Here is a 16,761-nt window from a genome sequence, read left to right on the forward strand (position 1 = left end):
GATTCCAGGGCATCGACGCTACCCGCCATGATAGTGCGAAGATGACGGGTGAGGTGGTCGAGCGGCCAGTCCCACCAGCCGCAAGCCAGCAACCGATCCACTTCGCCTGCGGAATAACGAGTTCGGATCAGCCGCGCCGGATTGCCGCCGACGATCCCGGTGCCGATGATGGCGCTGTCACCCACTCGGACACCCCGCGTGACGGTCGCGCCGTTGCGCCGAGATCGAGGCGGGCACCCTGCCAGCGGGATCGCAGGCGACGGTCGTGGCTGACGACCAGTAGCGCACCTCGATAACTGGTCAGGGCGGTTTCCAGGTCCTCGATCAGGGCCGGGGAGAGGTGGTTGGTCGGTTCGTCGAGGAGCAGGGCGTCGACGGGTTCGGTGACGAGGCGGGCCAGGGCCAGGCGTTGACGCTGGCCGGTGGACAGGTCGGCCACGCGGGTGTCCAGTTGCGTGCGGTCGAACAGACCGAGGGACAGTAGGCGTTCGACGTGCTCGTCGGGATCGCCCGGGCGGCCATCGGCGAAGGCGGCGGCCAGGGTTTGCGACGAATCGGGGAACGAGGGTTCCTGGGCCAGGTGGCCGATGCGTCCGCGTCGGGTCACGGTGCCACTGTCCGGTGCGACTTCGCCGGTGAGAACCCCGATCAGCGTGGACTTTCCGGCCCCGTTGGGTCCGGTGACCAGCACTCGCTCCCCCGCCGCGAGCGACAGGCTCATACGGTGCAACCGACCCGCGACCGCCACCTCGACGGCCTCCAGCACCGGGCCACGCACGCGCCCCGCCCGCAGCACCGGCGTGAACCGCAGCGGCTGCGGCGGCGCGGGCACCGGGTCGGCGAGCAGCCGTCGCAACCGTTCCTCGGCATTGCGGACGCGACTGGCCAGCGATTGCTGCACTCGTCCACCCGCCCGGTCGTAGGCCATCTTGTTGTTGTCCTTCATCGCCCGCCCCGGTGCCACCGCGCGGGCGGTGGTCGCGGCGGTCTCGCGTAGCCGGGCGATGTCGGTCTGCCACTGCTGGTGCGCCTGCGCCCAGCGTTGCCTGGCCGCCGCCTTCTCGGCGAGGTACCCGGCGTATCCGTTGCCGTAGCGGAGCACCTGTTTGCGGTCGGCGTCGACCTCGAGCAGGTCGGTGGCGACCCGTTCGAGGAACCGCCGGTCGTGCGACACCGTGACGACGGTGCCGCGCCGGGCGCGCAGGTGGTCTTCGAGCCAGGTAATGGCGTCGTCGTCGAGGTGGTTGGTCGGTTCGTCGAGCAGCAGCACCTCGGTGCCGGCCGCCAGCACCGATGCCAACCGCAATCGCACCTGTTCACCGCCGGACAAGCTACCGACGGTGCGGTCACGGGCGACGAGTCCGAGGCCGAGGCCGTGCATGGCCCGTTCCATCCCGGCTTCGGCGTCGTAGCCACCGCGCGCTTCGAACAGTGTTGTCAGCTCGGCGTATTCGGCCATGCCCGCACCGTCGGCCATCTCGGCTTCCAGCGTGCGCAGGCGGTGCTCGATGGTGCGCAGGTCGACCAGGGCGCGGTCGATGATCTGCCGCACGGTGTAGTGCGGCGGCAGTTCCTCGTCCTGGGCGAGGTAGCCGACGCCGCCCCCGGCGCGGACGGTGATCTCGCCGGAATCGGGACGTTCACGACCGGCGAGCAGGCGCAGCAGGGTCGACTTGCCCGATCCGTTCTCGCCGATGATCCCGGTGCGCTCGCCAGTGGCGAACGCACAGGTCACCTCATCGAGGACGGGGCGACCGAGGAAGGACTTGCTGACCGCGCGTGCGGTGAGTTGGGTTGGCATACAGGCACTCCGAAGCATTCGAGGTCACGGTCCACGCGGACCGCAGGACGTGATGAACGCTTCGAAGGAGCATCGGCAACCTCACTAGTGCGACAACAATTGCATTAACATGGTTACACAGGATGTCCCCGCGAGCAAGAGAAGATCCATGCGCGAACCCACCCCACGCCCGGGCGGGCGCACTGCCCGCAACCGGGAGCAGGTGCTGGCCGCCGTCAGCGCCGAACTGGCCGAGAACGGGTACGACGCGCTGACCATCGACACGGTCGCCGCCCGCGCCGGTGTCCACCGCACCACCGTGTACCGGCGGTGGCGCAATGTGGGCGGCCTGCTCGCCGATGTCATCGCGGCAGCGGGTGATCTGGACTGGCAGCCCCGCGACACCGGCTCGCTCACCGACGATCTGACGGCACTGAACGAGGAGATCCAGGAATCGTTGCTGGCCCAGCCGTCGATCGCGGCGGCCCTGATCGCGGTGTCGTTCCGCTCGAGCGAAGCGGCCGACGGACTCGCCCGGATGTGGGCGGCCCGCTACGCCCAGTGCGAGATCGTGGTGGAACGGGCCGTGCGACGCGGCGAGATCCCCGCCGACACCGACCCCCGCGCCCTCCTGATCGCCGCGACCGCCCCGATCTACCACTGCCTGATGCTGCTACGCACCCCGCCCGACCCGGGCTTACCAGCTCGAGCAGCGGCCAGCACCGTGACCGCCGCCCGCGCAGGAGCATTCCGGGCCGGTGCGCCACTCCACCCCGGATCTCCGTCACCGCCCCAGTAGGTGACGGCCGGCTTCCACAGCGGGTGGACTACTCCACATCGGTACCAGGCGCACCTGCGCGCCGATCGATCCGAGTTCTGGTGCGGGCGTGCGCTTCTCGAATCAGATTCCGCAGGCTCTCCGCGCTCTCCCGGCCGGGGTCGGTGATCGAGAGCCAGTTCGGATACTGCGGGTGGGGCGCGAAGGTGTTGTCGGCGAGCGGGTTGGCGGCGTGTTCGGTGAAGGTGCTCTTGGTGACCGCGACGTTCAGGCGGAAGGCGCCGGGGCGGTCCAGGTCGGAAGCGGTGTCGTCGGGGTAGTTCTTGGTGATGATCGTGGCGAAGGGCTGGGTGCGCGGGACCACACCGTCGGGGGCGTAGTAGTAGAAGATGTCACCCCAGCTGATCTCGGGGAAGTCGCTGCCCTCGGCGGGTCGCAGGGCGAGCACGCCGTCGAGTCCCGTCACGAAGTCGTCGATCTCGGTAATCTGCATGCTTCAAGCGTGACATTGAAGTGCTTGTGTGGATTCGGACGCGATATCCCCAGGAGAAGTCGTGACAAAGCTCCATTCGGACTCGCTGCGCACCGTCGAGGTGGCGCGCGCGGCCAGGTATTCGGTGCAGCAGGTTCGCGACCTCGAGCGCGAGGGTGTGCTGCCTGCCGCGCGACGGTCGCCGGGCGGCCATCGGAACTACCGGCCGGTGCATGTCGCGGCGGCGCGGGCGTACCGCGCGCTGACGGAAGGAACCGGGCCGGTGGCGGCCAGGACGATCATGCGCGACCTGGTCGCCGGGGAGACGGGGCGAGCACTGGCCGGGCTCGACGCCGCCCACGCCGCCCTGCACACCGAACGCGGCGAGTTGGCGCTCGCGGTGCGGGCGGCGACCGAGATCGGGACCGAGCCGATCGCCGATGTCCGCGCCTCCGACGCACTCAACATCACGGAACTCGCCGACGCGCTCGGCGTCCGGACTTCCACCCTGCGGCACTGGGAGGCGATGGGATTGATCGTCGCCGATCGCGCGGCGGGCGCCCGCCGGTACTCGCCCGCACAGGTACGTGACGCCAGGATCGTGCACCAGTTGCGGCGCGCGGGTTACGGCATCACCACGTTGCGCGCGGTGCTCACCCAGTTCCGCCGCAGCGGGCCGGGAGAACTACGCGACGCGCTCGCCGCCAGGGAGGCGACACTCACCCGCCGATCCATGGCCCTGGTCGAGGCGGCGGCGGACCTCACCGAGGTGCTGCGGGATCAGGCCCCGCGAGCTCGTGCGCTCTGCTGAGTACCGGCGGCGATCAGTTCGAACAAGGCGGTGATGCTCTGGTCGCCACGCCCCTCGGCGACCGCGCAACGGAGCAGGTGGTGGATGGGTTCGTGCCAGCTCATGTCGATGCCGGTTTCGGCCGCCAACTGGGCGTCGTCGGTGACCGCCGTGTGGAACAGGTCGACGGTGGCGCCGAGGCGGGTGTAGTCCCGTGTGTCGATCTCGGTGGCCAGGATCGGCAGCAGGGACTCGATCATCCGCAACCATTTCGTCGAGTACCCGACCATCGCCTCGGCCGGAATTCCACGGGCGGCCAGGATGCCCGCGCCCTCGAGAAAGCCGAGCAGCGTCGGCAGAAGGGTCGCGCCGACGGCGGATTCGTAGAGCGCGGCCAGGTCGGTGTCGGTGCCGAGGAACTCGACGTCGCCGCCGAGCACGCGCAAGGTGTCGAGATGGGCGTCGAAGACGGCGCGGTCGCCGCCGAAGTACAGCAGGGTGTCGGGGTTTCCGACGGCCGACGGCACATTCTTGATCGCACCACCGAGGTAGCGCGCACCGGCGCAATGCGCGAAGAGCGCGAAATCCCTTGCCTGGGCGGGTGTTCCGCTGTTCAGGGTGATGAGGTCGCGGCCCGCGAGTTCGCCGGTGCCGTCCAGGCTGTCGCGGGTGGCGGGGAAGGTGGTCATCGTCGCCACGATCACCCGGCTCGCGGCGACGGCATCGGCGACGGCCGGGTGCGCCGTCGCACCCGCCGCGACCAGGGGTGCGGTGCGCTCGGGGCTGCGGTTCCAGACATGGGTGCGGTAGTCGGCGGCGAGGAAGGCCTGGGCGATCGCGGTGCCCATCGCGCCGGTGCCGAGCACGGTCACGTTGTTCATGCCTCCGAGTGTGGGCGCGATGCGGGCGGCGCAGAAGTACGCACTTTTTCGGTCCCTAGCGCACCCGCAGGTAATGGTCCAGGTCAGGGGCCCGGCAGAAGAACAATTGTGTGGGGCGCCATCGTTGTGAACCCGGCCAAGGCCGACGGTGAGACTCCACAGGCGTACGTCCGGTGGCCGTAAAGTTTCAGGTATGTCGGAGCCCGAGATGACCGAATTGGTACAGCGCATCGTCGAGGAGGCGCTGCTCGGCGGCCCGCGACGGTTCAACCGGAGCCAGGTGGCCGAGCTCTCCGGCGTGCCGGAGACCGAATCGCGACGGCTGTGGACGGCCATGGGCTTCCCCGCCAACTCCGAGGAAGCGGTCGACTACGCCCAGATCGACATCGACTCGGTCAGCACGTTCCGCGATATGAAAGTCGTCGCGGCGTCGAATCTTCGGCAGCAGGCCGCGGCCGCGCGCACCATCGGTCAGGGCATGGCGCGACTGGCCGAATGGCAGGCCGACCTGGTGCTCGCCGAGGTCAGAACCCGCGCGGAGGCGGCCGATCCGGCCCTGCCCATGGCCGAACGGATCAGGACGGCCGCCGAGGAGACCCTCGCGGGGGTGGAGCAGTTGCAGGCGTATGTGTGGCGCAGGCACCTGGTGGCCGCCGTCGCCCGGTCCATCGACGACGCCGGGGACGGCTCGACCCGCACCCTGGCCGTCGGGTTCGCCGACATGGTCGGTTTCACCCGACTCACCCGGCACCTGCATCCCGACGAATTGTCCACGCTGCTGGAGGCTTTCGAGTCGACCACCACCGCGGCGATCACCGACAACGGCGGCTGGGTGATCAAGAACGTCGGTGACGAGGTGATGTTCGCCGCCGAGAACGCGGTCGACGCGGCGCGTATCGCGCTGGCCATCCAGGAGTCGACGATGCTCGTCGGCGGCACCCCCGAACTGCGGGTCGCCTTCGCCTACGGCGAGGTCCTGCAGCGCTTCGGCGATCTGTACGGCTCGGTGGTCAATATCGCCGCCCGGCTCACCGGTGTCGCCCGGCCCGCCAACATCCTCATCGACGACGCCGCCGCCGAAGCCCTCGACGACCACCCCGAATTCACCATCCGCCACCTGCGTAGCGTCCGCGTCCGCGGCTTCAACCGCCTGCGCCCCCACCGCCTGCGCCGCGCGTGAACCCGGAACCGTTGCCGACCCTCCACCGCGGCAGCGCACGCGCACCGGACGAGATGCGCGAAGACCGTCGCGAGCACATCGCCGAGCGGGCGCGTCGCACCGACCACCGCGACGAGGACAACGACACCGTTCTCTAGGGTGTTGAGGTGGAAATGGACTGGCTGAGCGTGCGCGAGGCGTGCACGGTGTTCGCCGACGACGCGGTAGTGGCCCTGAACAAGCCGTCGGGGATCTCGGTGACCGGCGAGCGGCACGACACCGATCTGGTCGAGTTGGCGCAGGCGGCGGGGACACAGGTGTACCCCGTGCACCGGATCGACAAGGTGACCTCCGGGCTGGTGCTGCTGGCGACCGATCTGGCGGCACACGGGCAGCTGACCCGACAGTTCAACAAGCAGACCGCGCGCAAGGCGTATCTGGCGGTCGTGTCCGGGGACGACCTGCCCGATCAGGGCGAACTCGACCTGCCGTTGAGCGTCGGGCGCAAGAACCGGGTGCGGATCGCGGCGCCGCGCGAGGCGATCCGCCGCGACGGCGAGCGGTGGTTCGTCGACGACGCCGACCTGCTGCCCGCCAAGAACTACCCCTCGCTGACCCGGTTCAGCACCATCGCCCGCAAGGACGACCGCGCGCTGCTCGTCCTGCACCCGGTCACCGGCCGACGACATCAGATCCGCGTGCAACTCGCCTGGACCGGCCACCCGATCCTCGGCGACCCGCTGTTCGACCGCACCGCCGCCCTCCCCCGCACGCATCTGCACTCCTGGCAGCTGCGCCTGGACGCCGACTGGCTCACCCCACCGGTCCTCGACCTGCAAGCCGCGCCGGGCCCCGACTTCTGGGCACCGTTCACGACCGATCCCGACGAGGCGGCCCACCTGCTCGCCGAAGCCGACCGCCGGACGACCGCCTGACTACTCGGCGATCTCCCAGCTGCTGCCGCCGTCGTTGCGCGCGGTGACCACGACGGTCGCCGAATCGCCCTCGGCCTCGATCGCCGTGCAGGTGAAGGTGCTGCCGACCTCGACGATCTTCAGCCCCTGACCACAGTCGACGGTCACCGCGAAGCCGAGCTGGTCGGTGGCGTCCGTGCTGATCCCGGCCGCCGTGGCGGCGAGGTCGAACGCGACGTCTCGGGTGGCGAACTTCACCGTGCCCTCCTCGTCCTCGACCCGCACATCCACGCGGATGTCCTTGTCGTCGACCTTGGCCACACAGACGAAGGTGTCTCCCGTGGCCGGTTCGTCGGCCAGCCGTGGGCACTTCACGGAATCGACCTTCCGCGACATCGACGTGTAGGCCTTGTCGAGTTCGGTCGCGATGTCCTTCTCCAACGCCTCGTAGTCGGGGCCGCCGATCGAGAAGGAGCCACTGCATCCGGCCAGCGCGAGCGGGAAAACCAAGGCGCTCAACACAACCCGGAGGCCGGGGCGACGCGCTGCACGAGAGATCGACACACCGGTGACGCTACACAGCCGCAGGCCCCTCGCCCAGGCGAGTAAACATCCGGTCCCACTCAGCGGACACCTGTACTACAACCGGCCGATCGGCGCAGGGGAACGTAAGCTTTCGCGCGGTGAAAACGCACACAGACCAGCCGATGGGTTTCGGTCCGTGGTACGGCTCATGCAGACGGATAAGCGCAGGTCAGCTAGCCTTGAAGGGTGCCGATGAGTCATCCCGGCGCACTCTGACGCAACGGAGCGATCCCAGAGAAGAAAGCGACTGCCGATGATCCTGGCGGCTCAGCTCAGCGACACCCATTTCGATCTCAGCGCACGCAATACCGAACGGGTCGAGGCGGTGATGGGCTACCTGGCGGACCTGCCGCGCAGGCCCGACGTCATCCTCGTCACCGGCGACATCACCGATTCCGGCAAGCCCGAGCAGTACGCCGAGGCGCGCCTTGCCCTGACCGCCGACATCCCGGTCTACCTGCTGCCCGGCAACCACGACGACCGCGCGAACTTCCGCACCGGCCTGCTCGGCGAGCCCGCCTCGACAGCACCGGTCAACAGCGCCAACCGCGTCGGCCCGCTGACGGTGCTCATGCTCGATTCCAGCATCCCCGGCGAACCGAGCGGTGAACTGTCCGACGACACCTACGCCTGGTTGCGCGCCGCCCTCGCCGAAGCGCCCGCCGACGGCCCGATCCTGCTCGCCCTGCATCACCCGCCGAAGCACCTGTTCAGCCCGATCGTCGACGTGATCGCGCTGGCCGACCCGGGTCGCCTGGCCGCGATCGTCGCGGGCGACTCGCGCATCGTCGGCGTGCTCACCGGCCACGCCCACTCCCCCATCGCCACCACCTTCGCGGGCAAGCCGATGATCACCTGTCCGAGCACCGCCTCGGTCCTCGGTGGTGAATGGGAGATCACCCCGCCGCATCGCGTGATGGACTACGCGCCGGATCCGGCCATCGCCTTGCACGTCATCGACGAGAACCACACCCTCACCACCCATTTCCGTACGGTCGCGCTGGGCGGCTGGCTGGCCGAACCGCACATCTGAACCGGCGCGGCCGCCGACTCGTTCGCCGGGCGGCGGCCGCGACCCGTGACAGCGCGTGACAGCGCCGTGACAGTGCCGCCACGGACAGTGGCCGCATGACGCAGACCATCAGCGAAACCCGCACCATCCCGACCGACATGCTGGAACGGTTCCGGGCCCGCGCCGCCGGGCACGACCGCACCAACACCTACTTCGCCGACGACCTCGCCGAACTGCGCGGCATCGGCTATCTCGCCGCGGCGGTTCCGGCCGAGCGCGGCGGGTGGGGTCTGGACCTGGCCCAGCTCGCGGCGAGCCAACGACGGCTGGCCCGCTACGCCCCCGCCACCGCGCTGGCGATGACCATGCACTCCTACTGGATCGGCATCGCCAACGAAATGGCAAGGGCCGGAGACCATTCCGTCGACTGGATCTACACCGAAGCCCTCGCTGGCGAGGTGTTCGCGGCCGGACATGCCGAGGCGGGCAACGACATTCCGGTGCTGCTGTCGACATGCCAGGCCCGGCGCGTCGACGGCGGCTACCGGCTGACCGGACGCAAACAGTTCGGTTCCAACGGCCCGGCGTGGTCGTGGCTCGGCGCGCACGCCCTCGACGTCGACGCCGAGGGCGGCCCGAAAGTGGTGCACGCCTTCGTGAAACGCGGTTCCGACGGCGCCACCGTCGTCGAGAACTGGGACACGCTCGGCATGCGGGCGACGCAGAGCTACGACACCCACCTCGACGAGGTGTTCGTGCCCGATATCCGGGTCGGCTGCGTGGTGCCAGCGGGCGACGGGGAACACCCGTTCCTGGTGGGGATGACGATGTGGCCGTTGGCGCTCATGGGTGCGGTGTACCTCGGCATCGCCGACCGCGCCCTGGAACTGGCGGTGGCGAACGCGCGGAACAAGAAGTCGATGGCGATCGAGCGGGGCGCCTACGCCTACAACCCGTTCGTGCAGCACCAGATCGCCTCGATGTACCTGGAACTCGACGCCGCCGACGCGGTACTCACCGGCTTCACGGCCGACTGGGTGGCCGGAACCGACCACGGCGCCGACTGGGTGCCGAAGGTCTACGCGATGAAATGGCGGTCGGTCGAGGCGGCCAAACGGGTGGTGGACACCGCGCTCGACGTGGTGGGTGGCGCGGCCATGTTCCGGGGCAACGAACTCGAACGGCTCTACCGCGACGTGCGGTGCGGCGGTTTCCATCCCGGCAACGACGCGCTGACGCACGAGATGGTCGGTAAGGCGATACTCGGCATCATCGGCGAGCAGCCGCGCTGGTGAGCCCCGCGTGCCCTGGGGGCGCGGTCAGGCCCCGCAGGCACGGTCAGGCCCCCCAGGCACGGTCAGGCCCCCCAGGCACGGTCAGGTCAGCGGGCACGTCAGCCCCACGGGCACGTCAGCCCCACGGGCACGGTCAGGGCGGCGGGCACGGTCAGGGTGGCGGGCACGGTCAGGGCGGCGGGCCGAGCGCCGCGAGGGTGTAGCCGATCAGCGCGTCGTTGCCGAGGCTCGCGCCGAAGCGTTGGGCGTGCTCGAAGACGTTGTCGCCCAGCTCTTTTCGCAGTCGTGTCGACAGCTGGTCGAGAACCTCGCGGTCCGTGCCGAGGGGCTGTTCGGTGGTGGCCGCGCGGATGGCGCCGTCGAGCACGGCGGCGCGTTGCGGTCGGCCGAGCTGTTCGAGCAGCAGCGCGATCGACCGCAGCATCACCCACTGGGTGGACCACATGCCCGCCCGCTGCCAGGCGCGCAGCAATGCCGGGTAGGCGGCTGCGGCCTCGGCGGTGCGGCCCGAGCGCACGTCGAGCGAGGCGCGCGAGGCGCCCGCGACACCGGTCACGAATGTTGTGCCGGTCGCCTCGGCCATCCGCAGCGCGCGGTCGAACATCTCGCGCGCCCGGTCCGGGTCGACGTCGAGGACGGCCTCGCCCGCGCAGTAGAGCAGGTAGGCCGTGTACGGGGAGATCGCTGTGACGGTGGCCAGCTCGGCGCAGCGTTGCCCGACGCTCGGGTCACCTGCGTAGCCGAGCAGCATCGTCCAGGTCGCGGTGTCCATGTTCGGAGTTTCGCGGCCGGGAATCTCAGCGGCCCGGCGGTACCACTGAGCCGACTCCGCGAACCGTCCCGAGAACAGCTCGCACACGCCGTACGCACCGTAGGCGTTGTACGGCGGGTCCGCGCAGGCGGCGAGAGCCCGACCGGCCCGGTCATAGGCACCGACCAGGTCACCGGCCATCCACCGCGCGTAGGCGGCGGCCGCGAGCACCTCCGCGGCGAGACGACCGGAAAACCCGCCCGCGGGCAGATCGGCGCCGTCGTGACCGCTCGAGGTCTCGGCCGCGAGCACCAGTTCCGACCAGGCCAGCACGTCCGGGCGGAGCCGGAGCAGGCCGTAGTCCATCAGGGCGGCGACGAGTCGGGCGGCGCGCGGGGTGTCGCCGTGGTCGAGGAGCCAGTGCAGGGCGCGGTGGAGTTCGGTGACCGTGTCGTCGATGCGGGTGATGGCGGTGGCCGAGTCGGCCAGTTCCCGACAGGTCCGTTCCGCCCAGTCGACGAAGTAGGCTGCGTGCCGGGCGCCCGCGCCGTCGTCGGCGGCGGCGCGGGCGGTTCGGCCGAAGGTGCGCAGGGTTTCGAGCAGCGCGTAGCGCCGACCGGGAGCGCGCAGGACGAGCGAGCGTTCGGTGAGGGCGGTCAGCCCGTCGGCGGCGACGCCGAGCTCGATACCGCAGACGGCCGCGGCCGCCGCCACGTCGAACGGTCCGGCGAACACCGACAGGCTCGTGAAGGTCTCCCGCAGACCTCGATCGAGCAGATCCACCGACCACGCGACCGCGGCGGCGAGCGAACCGTGCCTGGTCGCGGTGCGGTATCCGGCCGAGAGGAAGTCGAATTGGCGATCAAGGCCCGCCGCGATCTCGTCCACCTCGTGGGAGTACATCCGCGCGGCGGCCAGTTCGATGGCCAGGGGTAGTCCGTCGAGCCTGGACACGATGGCACCGACCTGGGCCACCGTCGCGGGAGCGAGCGGCAGGTCGCCGGTGACCGAGGCGGCCCGCTCCAGGAAGAGCGCCACAGCGGGCGAACCGTCGCCGACCGCCAGCGGCGGCACCCGACGCACCTGTTCACCGGCCACTCGCAGCCGCTCCCGGCTCGTCGCGACGATCCGCAACTTCGGGCAACGGCGCAGCAGCAGGTCGACCAGCGCGGCGATCGGCTCGATCACGTGCTCGCAATTGTCCAGGAGCACAAGCATTTCCGTCTCGTGGATCACCCCCGCGATGCGCTCGTCGAGCGGGATACCGGGGCGCACGTCGATGGCGAGGGCGGCGGCGACGGCTGTCACCGCCCCGGCGAGATCGGCCGGGGCCAGCTCGCACCACACCACCGGCGACCCGGTGTGGCCGCGCCCGAGTTCCAGCATCAGGCGGGTCTTGCCGACGCCGCCGGGTCCGACGAGAGTCACGAGGCGATGGTCGGTCGACACGGCACGTGCTTGCGCCAAGAGCTCATCGCGACCGATCAGCGCGGTGACCGGCATCGGAAGTGGTTGGGGCGCATCCGTTTCCACCTCACCCGCCAGCAGCCTTCGATACCTTGCCCGCAACGGCTCCGACGGTTCGGTACCGAGTTCGGCGGCCAGTAGTCTGCGGAACTCGTCGTAGACGCGCAGTGCGTCGGCGTGCCTGCCTGTGGCTACCAGCGCGTCGATCAGCAAGGCGCGCAAGTGTTCTCGCAGCGGATGTTCATCGACCAGTGCGCGCAGCCGGGCGGCTACTCCGTCCGTTCGCCCCTCGGCGAGCAGGCGGGCGGCCTCGGATTCGTGTGCGCGGACCCGAAGTTCCTCCAGCCGAGCCGATTCCGCGCGGGCGTCATCGACCATCTCGAGTTCCGGGTAGGCGGGCCCCACCCAGCGACGCAGGATCTCCTCGGCCGAGCCACCACCGTCGAGGATCGCGGCGAGTTCGTCGGCATCGACGACGAGGTGGTCCGGGTCCACCCGGTACCCGTCGCCCGTCGACGCGATCGGCACAACCCGACGTAGACGGGACACCTGGTTGTGCAGGGCAGCCACCGGATTGTTCGGCCCGTCGACCGGCCACAACAGCTCGATCGCCGCGTCCGCCGAGACCACCGCGCCACGGCGGAGCACGAGCAGCGCCAGCAATTTTTTCGGCAGAACTCCGGCGGGCGTCACCTCCGCGCCGTCGGGCGCGTGAACTCGCAGCGGCCCGAGCACCGCGCAATGGAAGCGCTCCTGGCGGCCCTCTTCGTGCACGGACCAAGCCTACGACCACGCGAGCACACCGGATCCACACACAATCCACACGGCGCGCATATCCGAGCGGGGCAACCCCCTGGCAGACTGGACACGTGAATCACAAGCCCGCGGATCTGCCCCGCGGACCGCTGCGTCCCATCGAGTTGGCGACCGGGGCGGTGATGGCCGGGCTCACCGTCGGCCTCATCACCGTGGGCTCGCTGGTGCCGATGGCAGCCGCGTTGCAGCTGGTCGCGGCCGTTCCGCTCGGGCTGCTCGCCCATCGGTACCGGCTGCGGGCACTGGTCACCGCCACTGTCGCCGCCGGGCTGGTCACCTTCGTCGCCGCGGGCATCATGCCCGCGCTCGGGGTGCTCGGTGCGGCCACTGTCGCCGGGATCGTCGGGATCGTCAAACGGCGCGGTGGCGGCCTACCCGCCGTCCTGGCGCTCGGGGTGCTCGCCGGGGTCGGCTGGGGGTTGTTCTCGGTGGCGAGCCTGCTGCTGTTCGCCCGCACCAGGCAGCTGTTCTTCGATGCCATCCGCAGCACCGCCGAGGGCATCAACAATCTCGCCGAACGACAGGCACAGCTCGAACCGCTCGGCCGGATGGCCACCGAGGCCACCGACGCCGTCCTGCGCTGGTGGTGGCTCTACATCGGCGGCTCGGTGGCGCTCGGCGTGTTCGTGAGCACGCTCGTCTCCTGGTTCGTGCTCGGCTCGGTGCTCGACCGGCTGCGATGGCTGCCGGGCAGCGACCGGCTCGACGCACCGGCGGACGACCGGCAGATCGCCCCGCTGCCCGTCTCCCTGCACGGCGTGGGTTTCCGGTACCCCGGAGCCGATACCGACGCGCTCGCCGACATCGACCTCACCATCCGGCCCGGTGAGTTCGTCGCCGTGGTCGGCCACAACGGGTCGGGCAAATCGACACTCACCCGGGTGCTCGCGGGACGGCCGCCGACCTCGGGTGCCGTCGACCGGCCGGGCTCGGCGGGCCTCGGCCAGCTTGACGGTACCGCGCTGGTGCTGCAACGACCCGAAAGCCAGACGCTCGGCGTCTCCGTCGCCGACGACGTGGTGTGGGGCCTGCCGCCCGAACTCGCCGCCGAGGTCGACGTCGACGCCCTGCTCGCCGAGGTCGGACTGGCCGGGATGGGCCGTCGCGAAACCGCCACCCTGTCCGGCGGACAACAGCAGCGTCTCGCCGTCGCCGCCGCTCTGGCCCGGCGCCCGGCCCTGCTGATCGCCGACGAAGCCACCTCGATGATCGACCCGGACGGCCGCCGCGACCTGGTCGCCCTGCTGGCGCGGCTGCCACGGCGCCACGGCACCGCGGTGGTGCTGGTGACCCACCACGAAGCCGACGCGAGCGCCGCCGACCGGGTGCTCCACCTGGCGCAGGGCCGCATGGTCGACCGGCTCGCGGCCTGGCCACAACCGGTCCGCGATCAGCGCCGCGCCCCGATGGGCGAACCCATCCTCGAACTCAGCGGCGTGCGCCACACCTACAACCGCGGCACCCCGTGGGAGGCACCGGCCCTGCACGGCGTCGACCTGTCGGTGCGCCGCGGCGAGGCGCTGCTCGTGGTCGGCGGCAACGGATCGGGCAAATCGACGCTGGCCTGGATCATCGCCGGGTTGATCGCCCCGAGTGAGGGCCGCTGCGAACTGCGCGGCACCCCGGTCGACAAGCAGATCGGGCACGTCACCCTGGCGTTCCAGCATTCCCGGCTGCAACTGCAGAAGCAGACCGTCGGCGAGGAGATCGCCGACTGGGGCGGCAAGACCACCGGTTCCGGCGCCGTCGGCCGCGCGCTCGACGCGGTGGGCCTCGACCGGGCCGTCGCGGCCCGATCGGTCGACGAACTCAGCGGCGGTCAGGCCAGACGGGTGGTGCTCGCGGCGATGGTCGCCAGCCGTCCCCAGGTGGTCGTCCTCGACGAACCACTGGCCGGACTCGACCCGCAGGGCCGCGCGGAAGTGGTGGAACTGCTTGCCCGACTGCGTGATTCGGGGCTCACCCTGATCGTCATCTCGCACGATGTCGCCGACGTGTCGGCGGTCTGCGATCGCACGGTCCACCTGGACTCCGGTGTGGTCGTCGAGACCGCGAGACAGGCCGTCGGCGCCGTCGCCGGGCGCACCGAGCCGCTGTGGCGGCTGGACAACTCCCGCAACGAACCGGGGAACGGAGTGGCCCGATGAGCACCGTGTTGTTGCGGGAAGTACCGGTGGACAGCGTGGTGCACCGGCTGTGGGCTGGCACCAAGATGATCGCCGCGTTCACCATCAGCCTGCTGCTGATGTTCTGGCCGATGTGGCCGGTACTCGGCGTCATCATCGTCTTCCTGATCGCGATCGCGGTGGTGGCCAGGATCCCGCTCGGCGCGCTGCCACGCCTGCCGCTGTGGTTCTGGGGTCTGGTCGTGCTCGGCGGGCTGGTCAACATCCCCAACGGGACACGCGGGGTGCTGGTCTACGCCCAGGTGGTCGTCTTCGGTCTGGTGCTGCTCGGTGCCTCGCTGCTGATCGCGTTCACCACCCCGATGGGTGAGGTCGCGCCCGCGCTGGCCAAGCTCGGCGCGCCGCTGCGCAAGCTGAAGCTGCCGGTCGACGAGTGGGCGGTGGTCGTCGCGCTCACCCTGCGCGGCCTGCCGCTGCTGCTCGACGAGATCCGGGTGCTGCGCGCGGCCCGCAAGCTGCGCCCGAAGGAGAGCCTGCTGCACCGCGCGTCCGACGCGAACCCGCTCATCGACATTCTCACCGCGTGCATGGCGGTGTCGTCGCGGCGGGCGGGCGAACTGGCCGAGGCCATCACCGCACGCGGTGGCACCGGTATGCTCACCGCCCACCCCAGCGGCCCGACCAGGCGCGATGCCGTGGCACTCGCGATCGTGTTCGCGGTTTGCGCGGGTGCGCTCGGGCTCAACGCCGCCCTGTGAACGATCACGGCTCGCGATAGCGGTTATCTATGAGGAATTTCATGTTTAAAATCTGAATTCCCCTGTGAGACACCAGCGAGACGACTAGCGTTCAACCCACAACCGAGCTGGACCGCTTTCACGTGCCGACGCTCGCTTCTCGGGGGAAGCAACGAACGCGGCGCCTTCGTTTGGGCACGTCTCCTGATGAAAACCAGATGGGAATGTTCACATGATCATCCGTAAGATCGCCGCGGTCGCCATTCCGGTGCTCGCGGCAGCGCTGGTCGGAACCGGCGTCGCGAACGCCGAACCGGTGCCACCGAGCGTCGAGTTCCGCACCGAGTTGCACGGCAACACCGTTGTCACCACGCTCACGCACGGCACCTTCTCCGTCACCGACGGCGCCGTCCAGGTCCGCGACGAAGCGGGCGCCACCCTGTTGTCGCTGCCGCTCTCGGTGCGCGACGGCGCGCTCGAGTACCCGCTGCCGCACGCGGTGACCGACGAGGGCCGCAAGCTCGAACTGATCGCCGTGAAGGACGCGGCCCTCGCGCGGCCCAACCTCACCCCGGTGGCCTCGCCCTCGGAAAACTATGCGGCACAGGCCAATTTCGCCTCGACCTTCGGCCTGGCCACCGCCATCGGCAGCTTCGTCGGGATGGCCATCGGCGCGGTGATCGGCCTGGTCGTCGGCGCTGCCGCCGGTGGCGTCGGCGCACTGCCGGGCTTCATCACCGGTGCGTCGGTCGGCGCGATCATCGGCACCATCGTCGCCGGTGGGCCGACCCTGATCGTCGCGGGCATCGACCTGATCAACACCTTGGCCGCGCCGCCGGGCACCACCCGGTGGGCGCAGGCCGGGTAATCCCCGAAGGCAACGCGCTGGGAGCAAACTCTCAGCGCGTTGGTCCGGCGGGCCGGTGGCGGCCGGCCCGCCGTCGGCCTCAGGCCTTGTCGCGCAGCGCGTTCTTCGCCGCTTCCTGAGCCGAGTCGACCTGACCGGCGAACTTGCCGCCGGTCTTGTTGTCCACCACGTCACCGGCCTTCTCGATGACGTCGTCGACCTTGTCGGCATGCTGGGAGGCAAGGCCCATCGCCTTGTCCGCCAGGTTCTTGAAATCCACCGCGTACTCCTCGCTGATTCGAACCGGGTACAACGCGATCACCCTAGCAACGCCGCAGCTTTCGCGCGCGA

At 70.1% G+C, this 16,761-nt stretch carries 16 protein-coding genes; 10 read left to right on the forward strand and 6 right to left on the reverse strand.

What is annotated here, in order from left to right; translation table 11 throughout:
* Window positions 1-127 precede the first annotated feature (127 nt).
* Window positions 128-1,801: a ribosomal protection-like ABC-F family protein gene (gene abc-f / locus NC7_RS12835; protein ID WP_067982463.1), complete on the reverse strand. Its 1,674-nt coding sequence runs from the start codon at window positions 1,799-1,801 to the stop codon at window positions 128-130.
* Window positions 1,802-1,949: 148 nt separating this feature from the next.
* Here abc-f and NC7_RS12840 point away from each other — a divergent pair, with 148 nt between their 5' ends.
* On the forward strand, window positions 1,950-2,579 hold the full coding sequence (locus NC7_RS12840; RefSeq protein ID WP_067982466.1) for a TetR/AcrR family transcriptional regulator: 630 nt from the start codon (window positions 1,950-1,952) through the stop codon (window positions 2,577-2,579).
* Window positions 2,580-2,607: 28 nt separating this feature from the next.
* Here the strand turns inward: NC7_RS12840 and NC7_RS12845 are convergent, their stop codons facing one another.
* The gene (locus NC7_RS12845) at window positions 2,608-3,051 is read right to left on the reverse strand and encodes a DUF6194 family protein (RefSeq protein ID WP_067982469.1); all 444 of its coding nucleotides are present in this window, start codon (window positions 3,049-3,051) and stop codon (window positions 2,608-2,610) included.
* A gap of 61 nt (window positions 3,052-3,112) precedes the next feature.
* On the opposite strand from NC7_RS12845, the gene NC7_RS12850 reads away from it, so the two are divergent.
* Entirely contained in the window at window positions 3,113-3,841 is a 729-nt protein-coding gene (locus NC7_RS12850; protein ID WP_067982472.1) for a MerR family transcriptional regulator, read from the forward strand.
* Here the strand turns inward: NC7_RS12850 and NC7_RS12855 are convergent.
* Window positions 3,811-4,701 carry an NAD(P)-dependent oxidoreductase gene (locus NC7_RS12855; RefSeq protein ID WP_067982474.1) on the reverse strand — a complete coding sequence of 297 codons (891 nt, stop codon included), beginning with the start codon at window positions 4,699-4,701 and terminating at the stop codon, window positions 3,811-3,813. The two genes, NC7_RS12850 and NC7_RS12855, sit on opposite strands and share 31 nt — an antisense overlap.
* A 193-nt stretch (window positions 4,702-4,894) precedes the next feature.
* On the opposite strand from NC7_RS12855, the gene NC7_RS12860 reads away from it, so the two are divergent.
* Genes NC7_RS12860 through NC7_RS12865 form a run of 3 tightly spaced genes read left to right on the forward strand, consistent with a single transcriptional unit; the run spans window position 4,895 to window position 6,795 of the window.
* Window positions 4,895-5,881: an adenylate/guanylate cyclase domain-containing protein gene (locus NC7_RS12860; RefSeq protein WP_067982477.1), complete on the forward strand. Its 987-nt coding sequence runs from the start codon at window positions 4,895-4,897 to the stop codon at window positions 5,879-5,881.
* An 11-nt stretch (window positions 5,882-5,892) separates the two neighbouring features.
* On the forward strand, window positions 5,893-6,018 hold the full coding sequence (locus NC7_RS30150) for a hypothetical protein (RefSeq protein ID WP_255285052.1): 126 nt from the start codon (window positions 5,893-5,895) through the stop codon (window positions 6,016-6,018).
* Between the two features lie 15 nt (window positions 6,019-6,033).
* The gene (locus NC7_RS12865) at window positions 6,034-6,795 is read left to right on the forward strand and encodes an RluA family pseudouridine synthase (RefSeq protein WP_084458443.1); all 762 of its coding nucleotides are present in this window, start codon (window positions 6,034-6,036) and stop codon (window positions 6,793-6,795) included.
* On the opposite strand, the gene NC7_RS12870 is transcribed toward NC7_RS12865, so the two are convergent.
* Complete coding sequence (locus NC7_RS12870) at window positions 6,796-7,338, reverse strand: DUF4333 domain-containing protein (protein WP_084458444.1); 543 nt, start codon at window positions 7,336-7,338, stop codon at window positions 6,796-6,798. It lies immediately after the preceding gene.
* A gap of 274 nt (window positions 7,339-7,612) precedes the next feature.
* Between NC7_RS12870 and NC7_RS12875 the strand changes: the two genes are divergently transcribed.
* Window positions 7,613-8,392, forward strand: coding sequence for a metallophosphoesterase (locus tag NC7_RS12875; protein WP_067982487.1), 780 nt, complete (start codon window positions 7,613-7,615; stop codon window positions 8,390-8,392).
* A 95-nt stretch (window positions 8,393-8,487) separates the two neighbouring features.
* The gene (locus NC7_RS12880) at window positions 8,488-9,666 is read left to right on the forward strand and encodes an acyl-CoA dehydrogenase family protein (RefSeq protein ID WP_067982490.1); all 1,179 of its coding nucleotides are present in this window, start codon (window positions 8,488-8,490) and stop codon (window positions 9,664-9,666) included.
* A 169-nt stretch (window positions 9,667-9,835) separates the two neighbouring features.
* On the opposite strand, the gene NC7_RS12885 is transcribed toward NC7_RS12880, so the two are convergent.
* Window positions 9,836-12,658, reverse strand: a complete 2,823-nt coding sequence (locus NC7_RS12885) for an AfsR/SARP family transcriptional regulator (RefSeq protein WP_236573242.1) — start codon at window positions 12,656-12,658, stop codon at window positions 9,836-9,838.
* A 95-nt stretch (window positions 12,659-12,753) separates the two neighbouring features.
* Here NC7_RS12885 and NC7_RS12890 point away from each other — a divergent pair, with 95 nt between their 5' ends.
* From NC7_RS12890 to NC7_RS12900, 3 genes are all read left to right on the forward strand, one after another.
* Complete coding sequence (locus NC7_RS12890) at window positions 12,754-14,847, forward strand: ABC transporter ATP-binding protein (RefSeq protein ID WP_067982493.1); 2,094 nt, start codon at window positions 12,754-12,756, stop codon at window positions 14,845-14,847.
* Window positions 14,844-15,584, forward strand: a complete 741-nt coding sequence (locus NC7_RS12895) for an energy-coupling factor transporter transmembrane component T family protein (protein ID WP_067982495.1) — start codon at window positions 14,844-14,846, stop codon at window positions 15,582-15,584. Before NC7_RS12890 ends, NC7_RS12895 begins: the two co-directional genes overlap by 4 nt.
* A gap of 211 nt (window positions 15,585-15,795) precedes the next feature.
* Window positions 15,796-16,431 (forward strand): DUF8020 domain-containing protein, encoded by a 636-nt coding sequence (locus tag NC7_RS12900; RefSeq protein WP_067982498.1) that lies wholly within the window; start codon window positions 15,796-15,798, stop codon window positions 16,429-16,431.
* A 79-nt stretch (window positions 16,432-16,510) separates the two neighbouring features.
* On the opposite strand, the gene NC7_RS29830 is transcribed toward NC7_RS12900, so the two are convergent.
* Entirely contained in the window at window positions 16,511-16,690 is a 180-nt protein-coding gene (locus NC7_RS29830) for an antitoxin (RefSeq protein ID WP_225281792.1), read from the reverse strand.
* Between the last annotated feature and the right edge of the window lie 71 nt (window positions 16,691-16,761).

Source organism: Nocardia caishijiensis NBRC 108228 (assembly GCF_001612825.1).
Lineage (GTDB): Bacteria > Actinomycetota > Actinomycetes > Mycobacteriales > Mycobacteriaceae > Nocardia > Nocardia caishijiensis.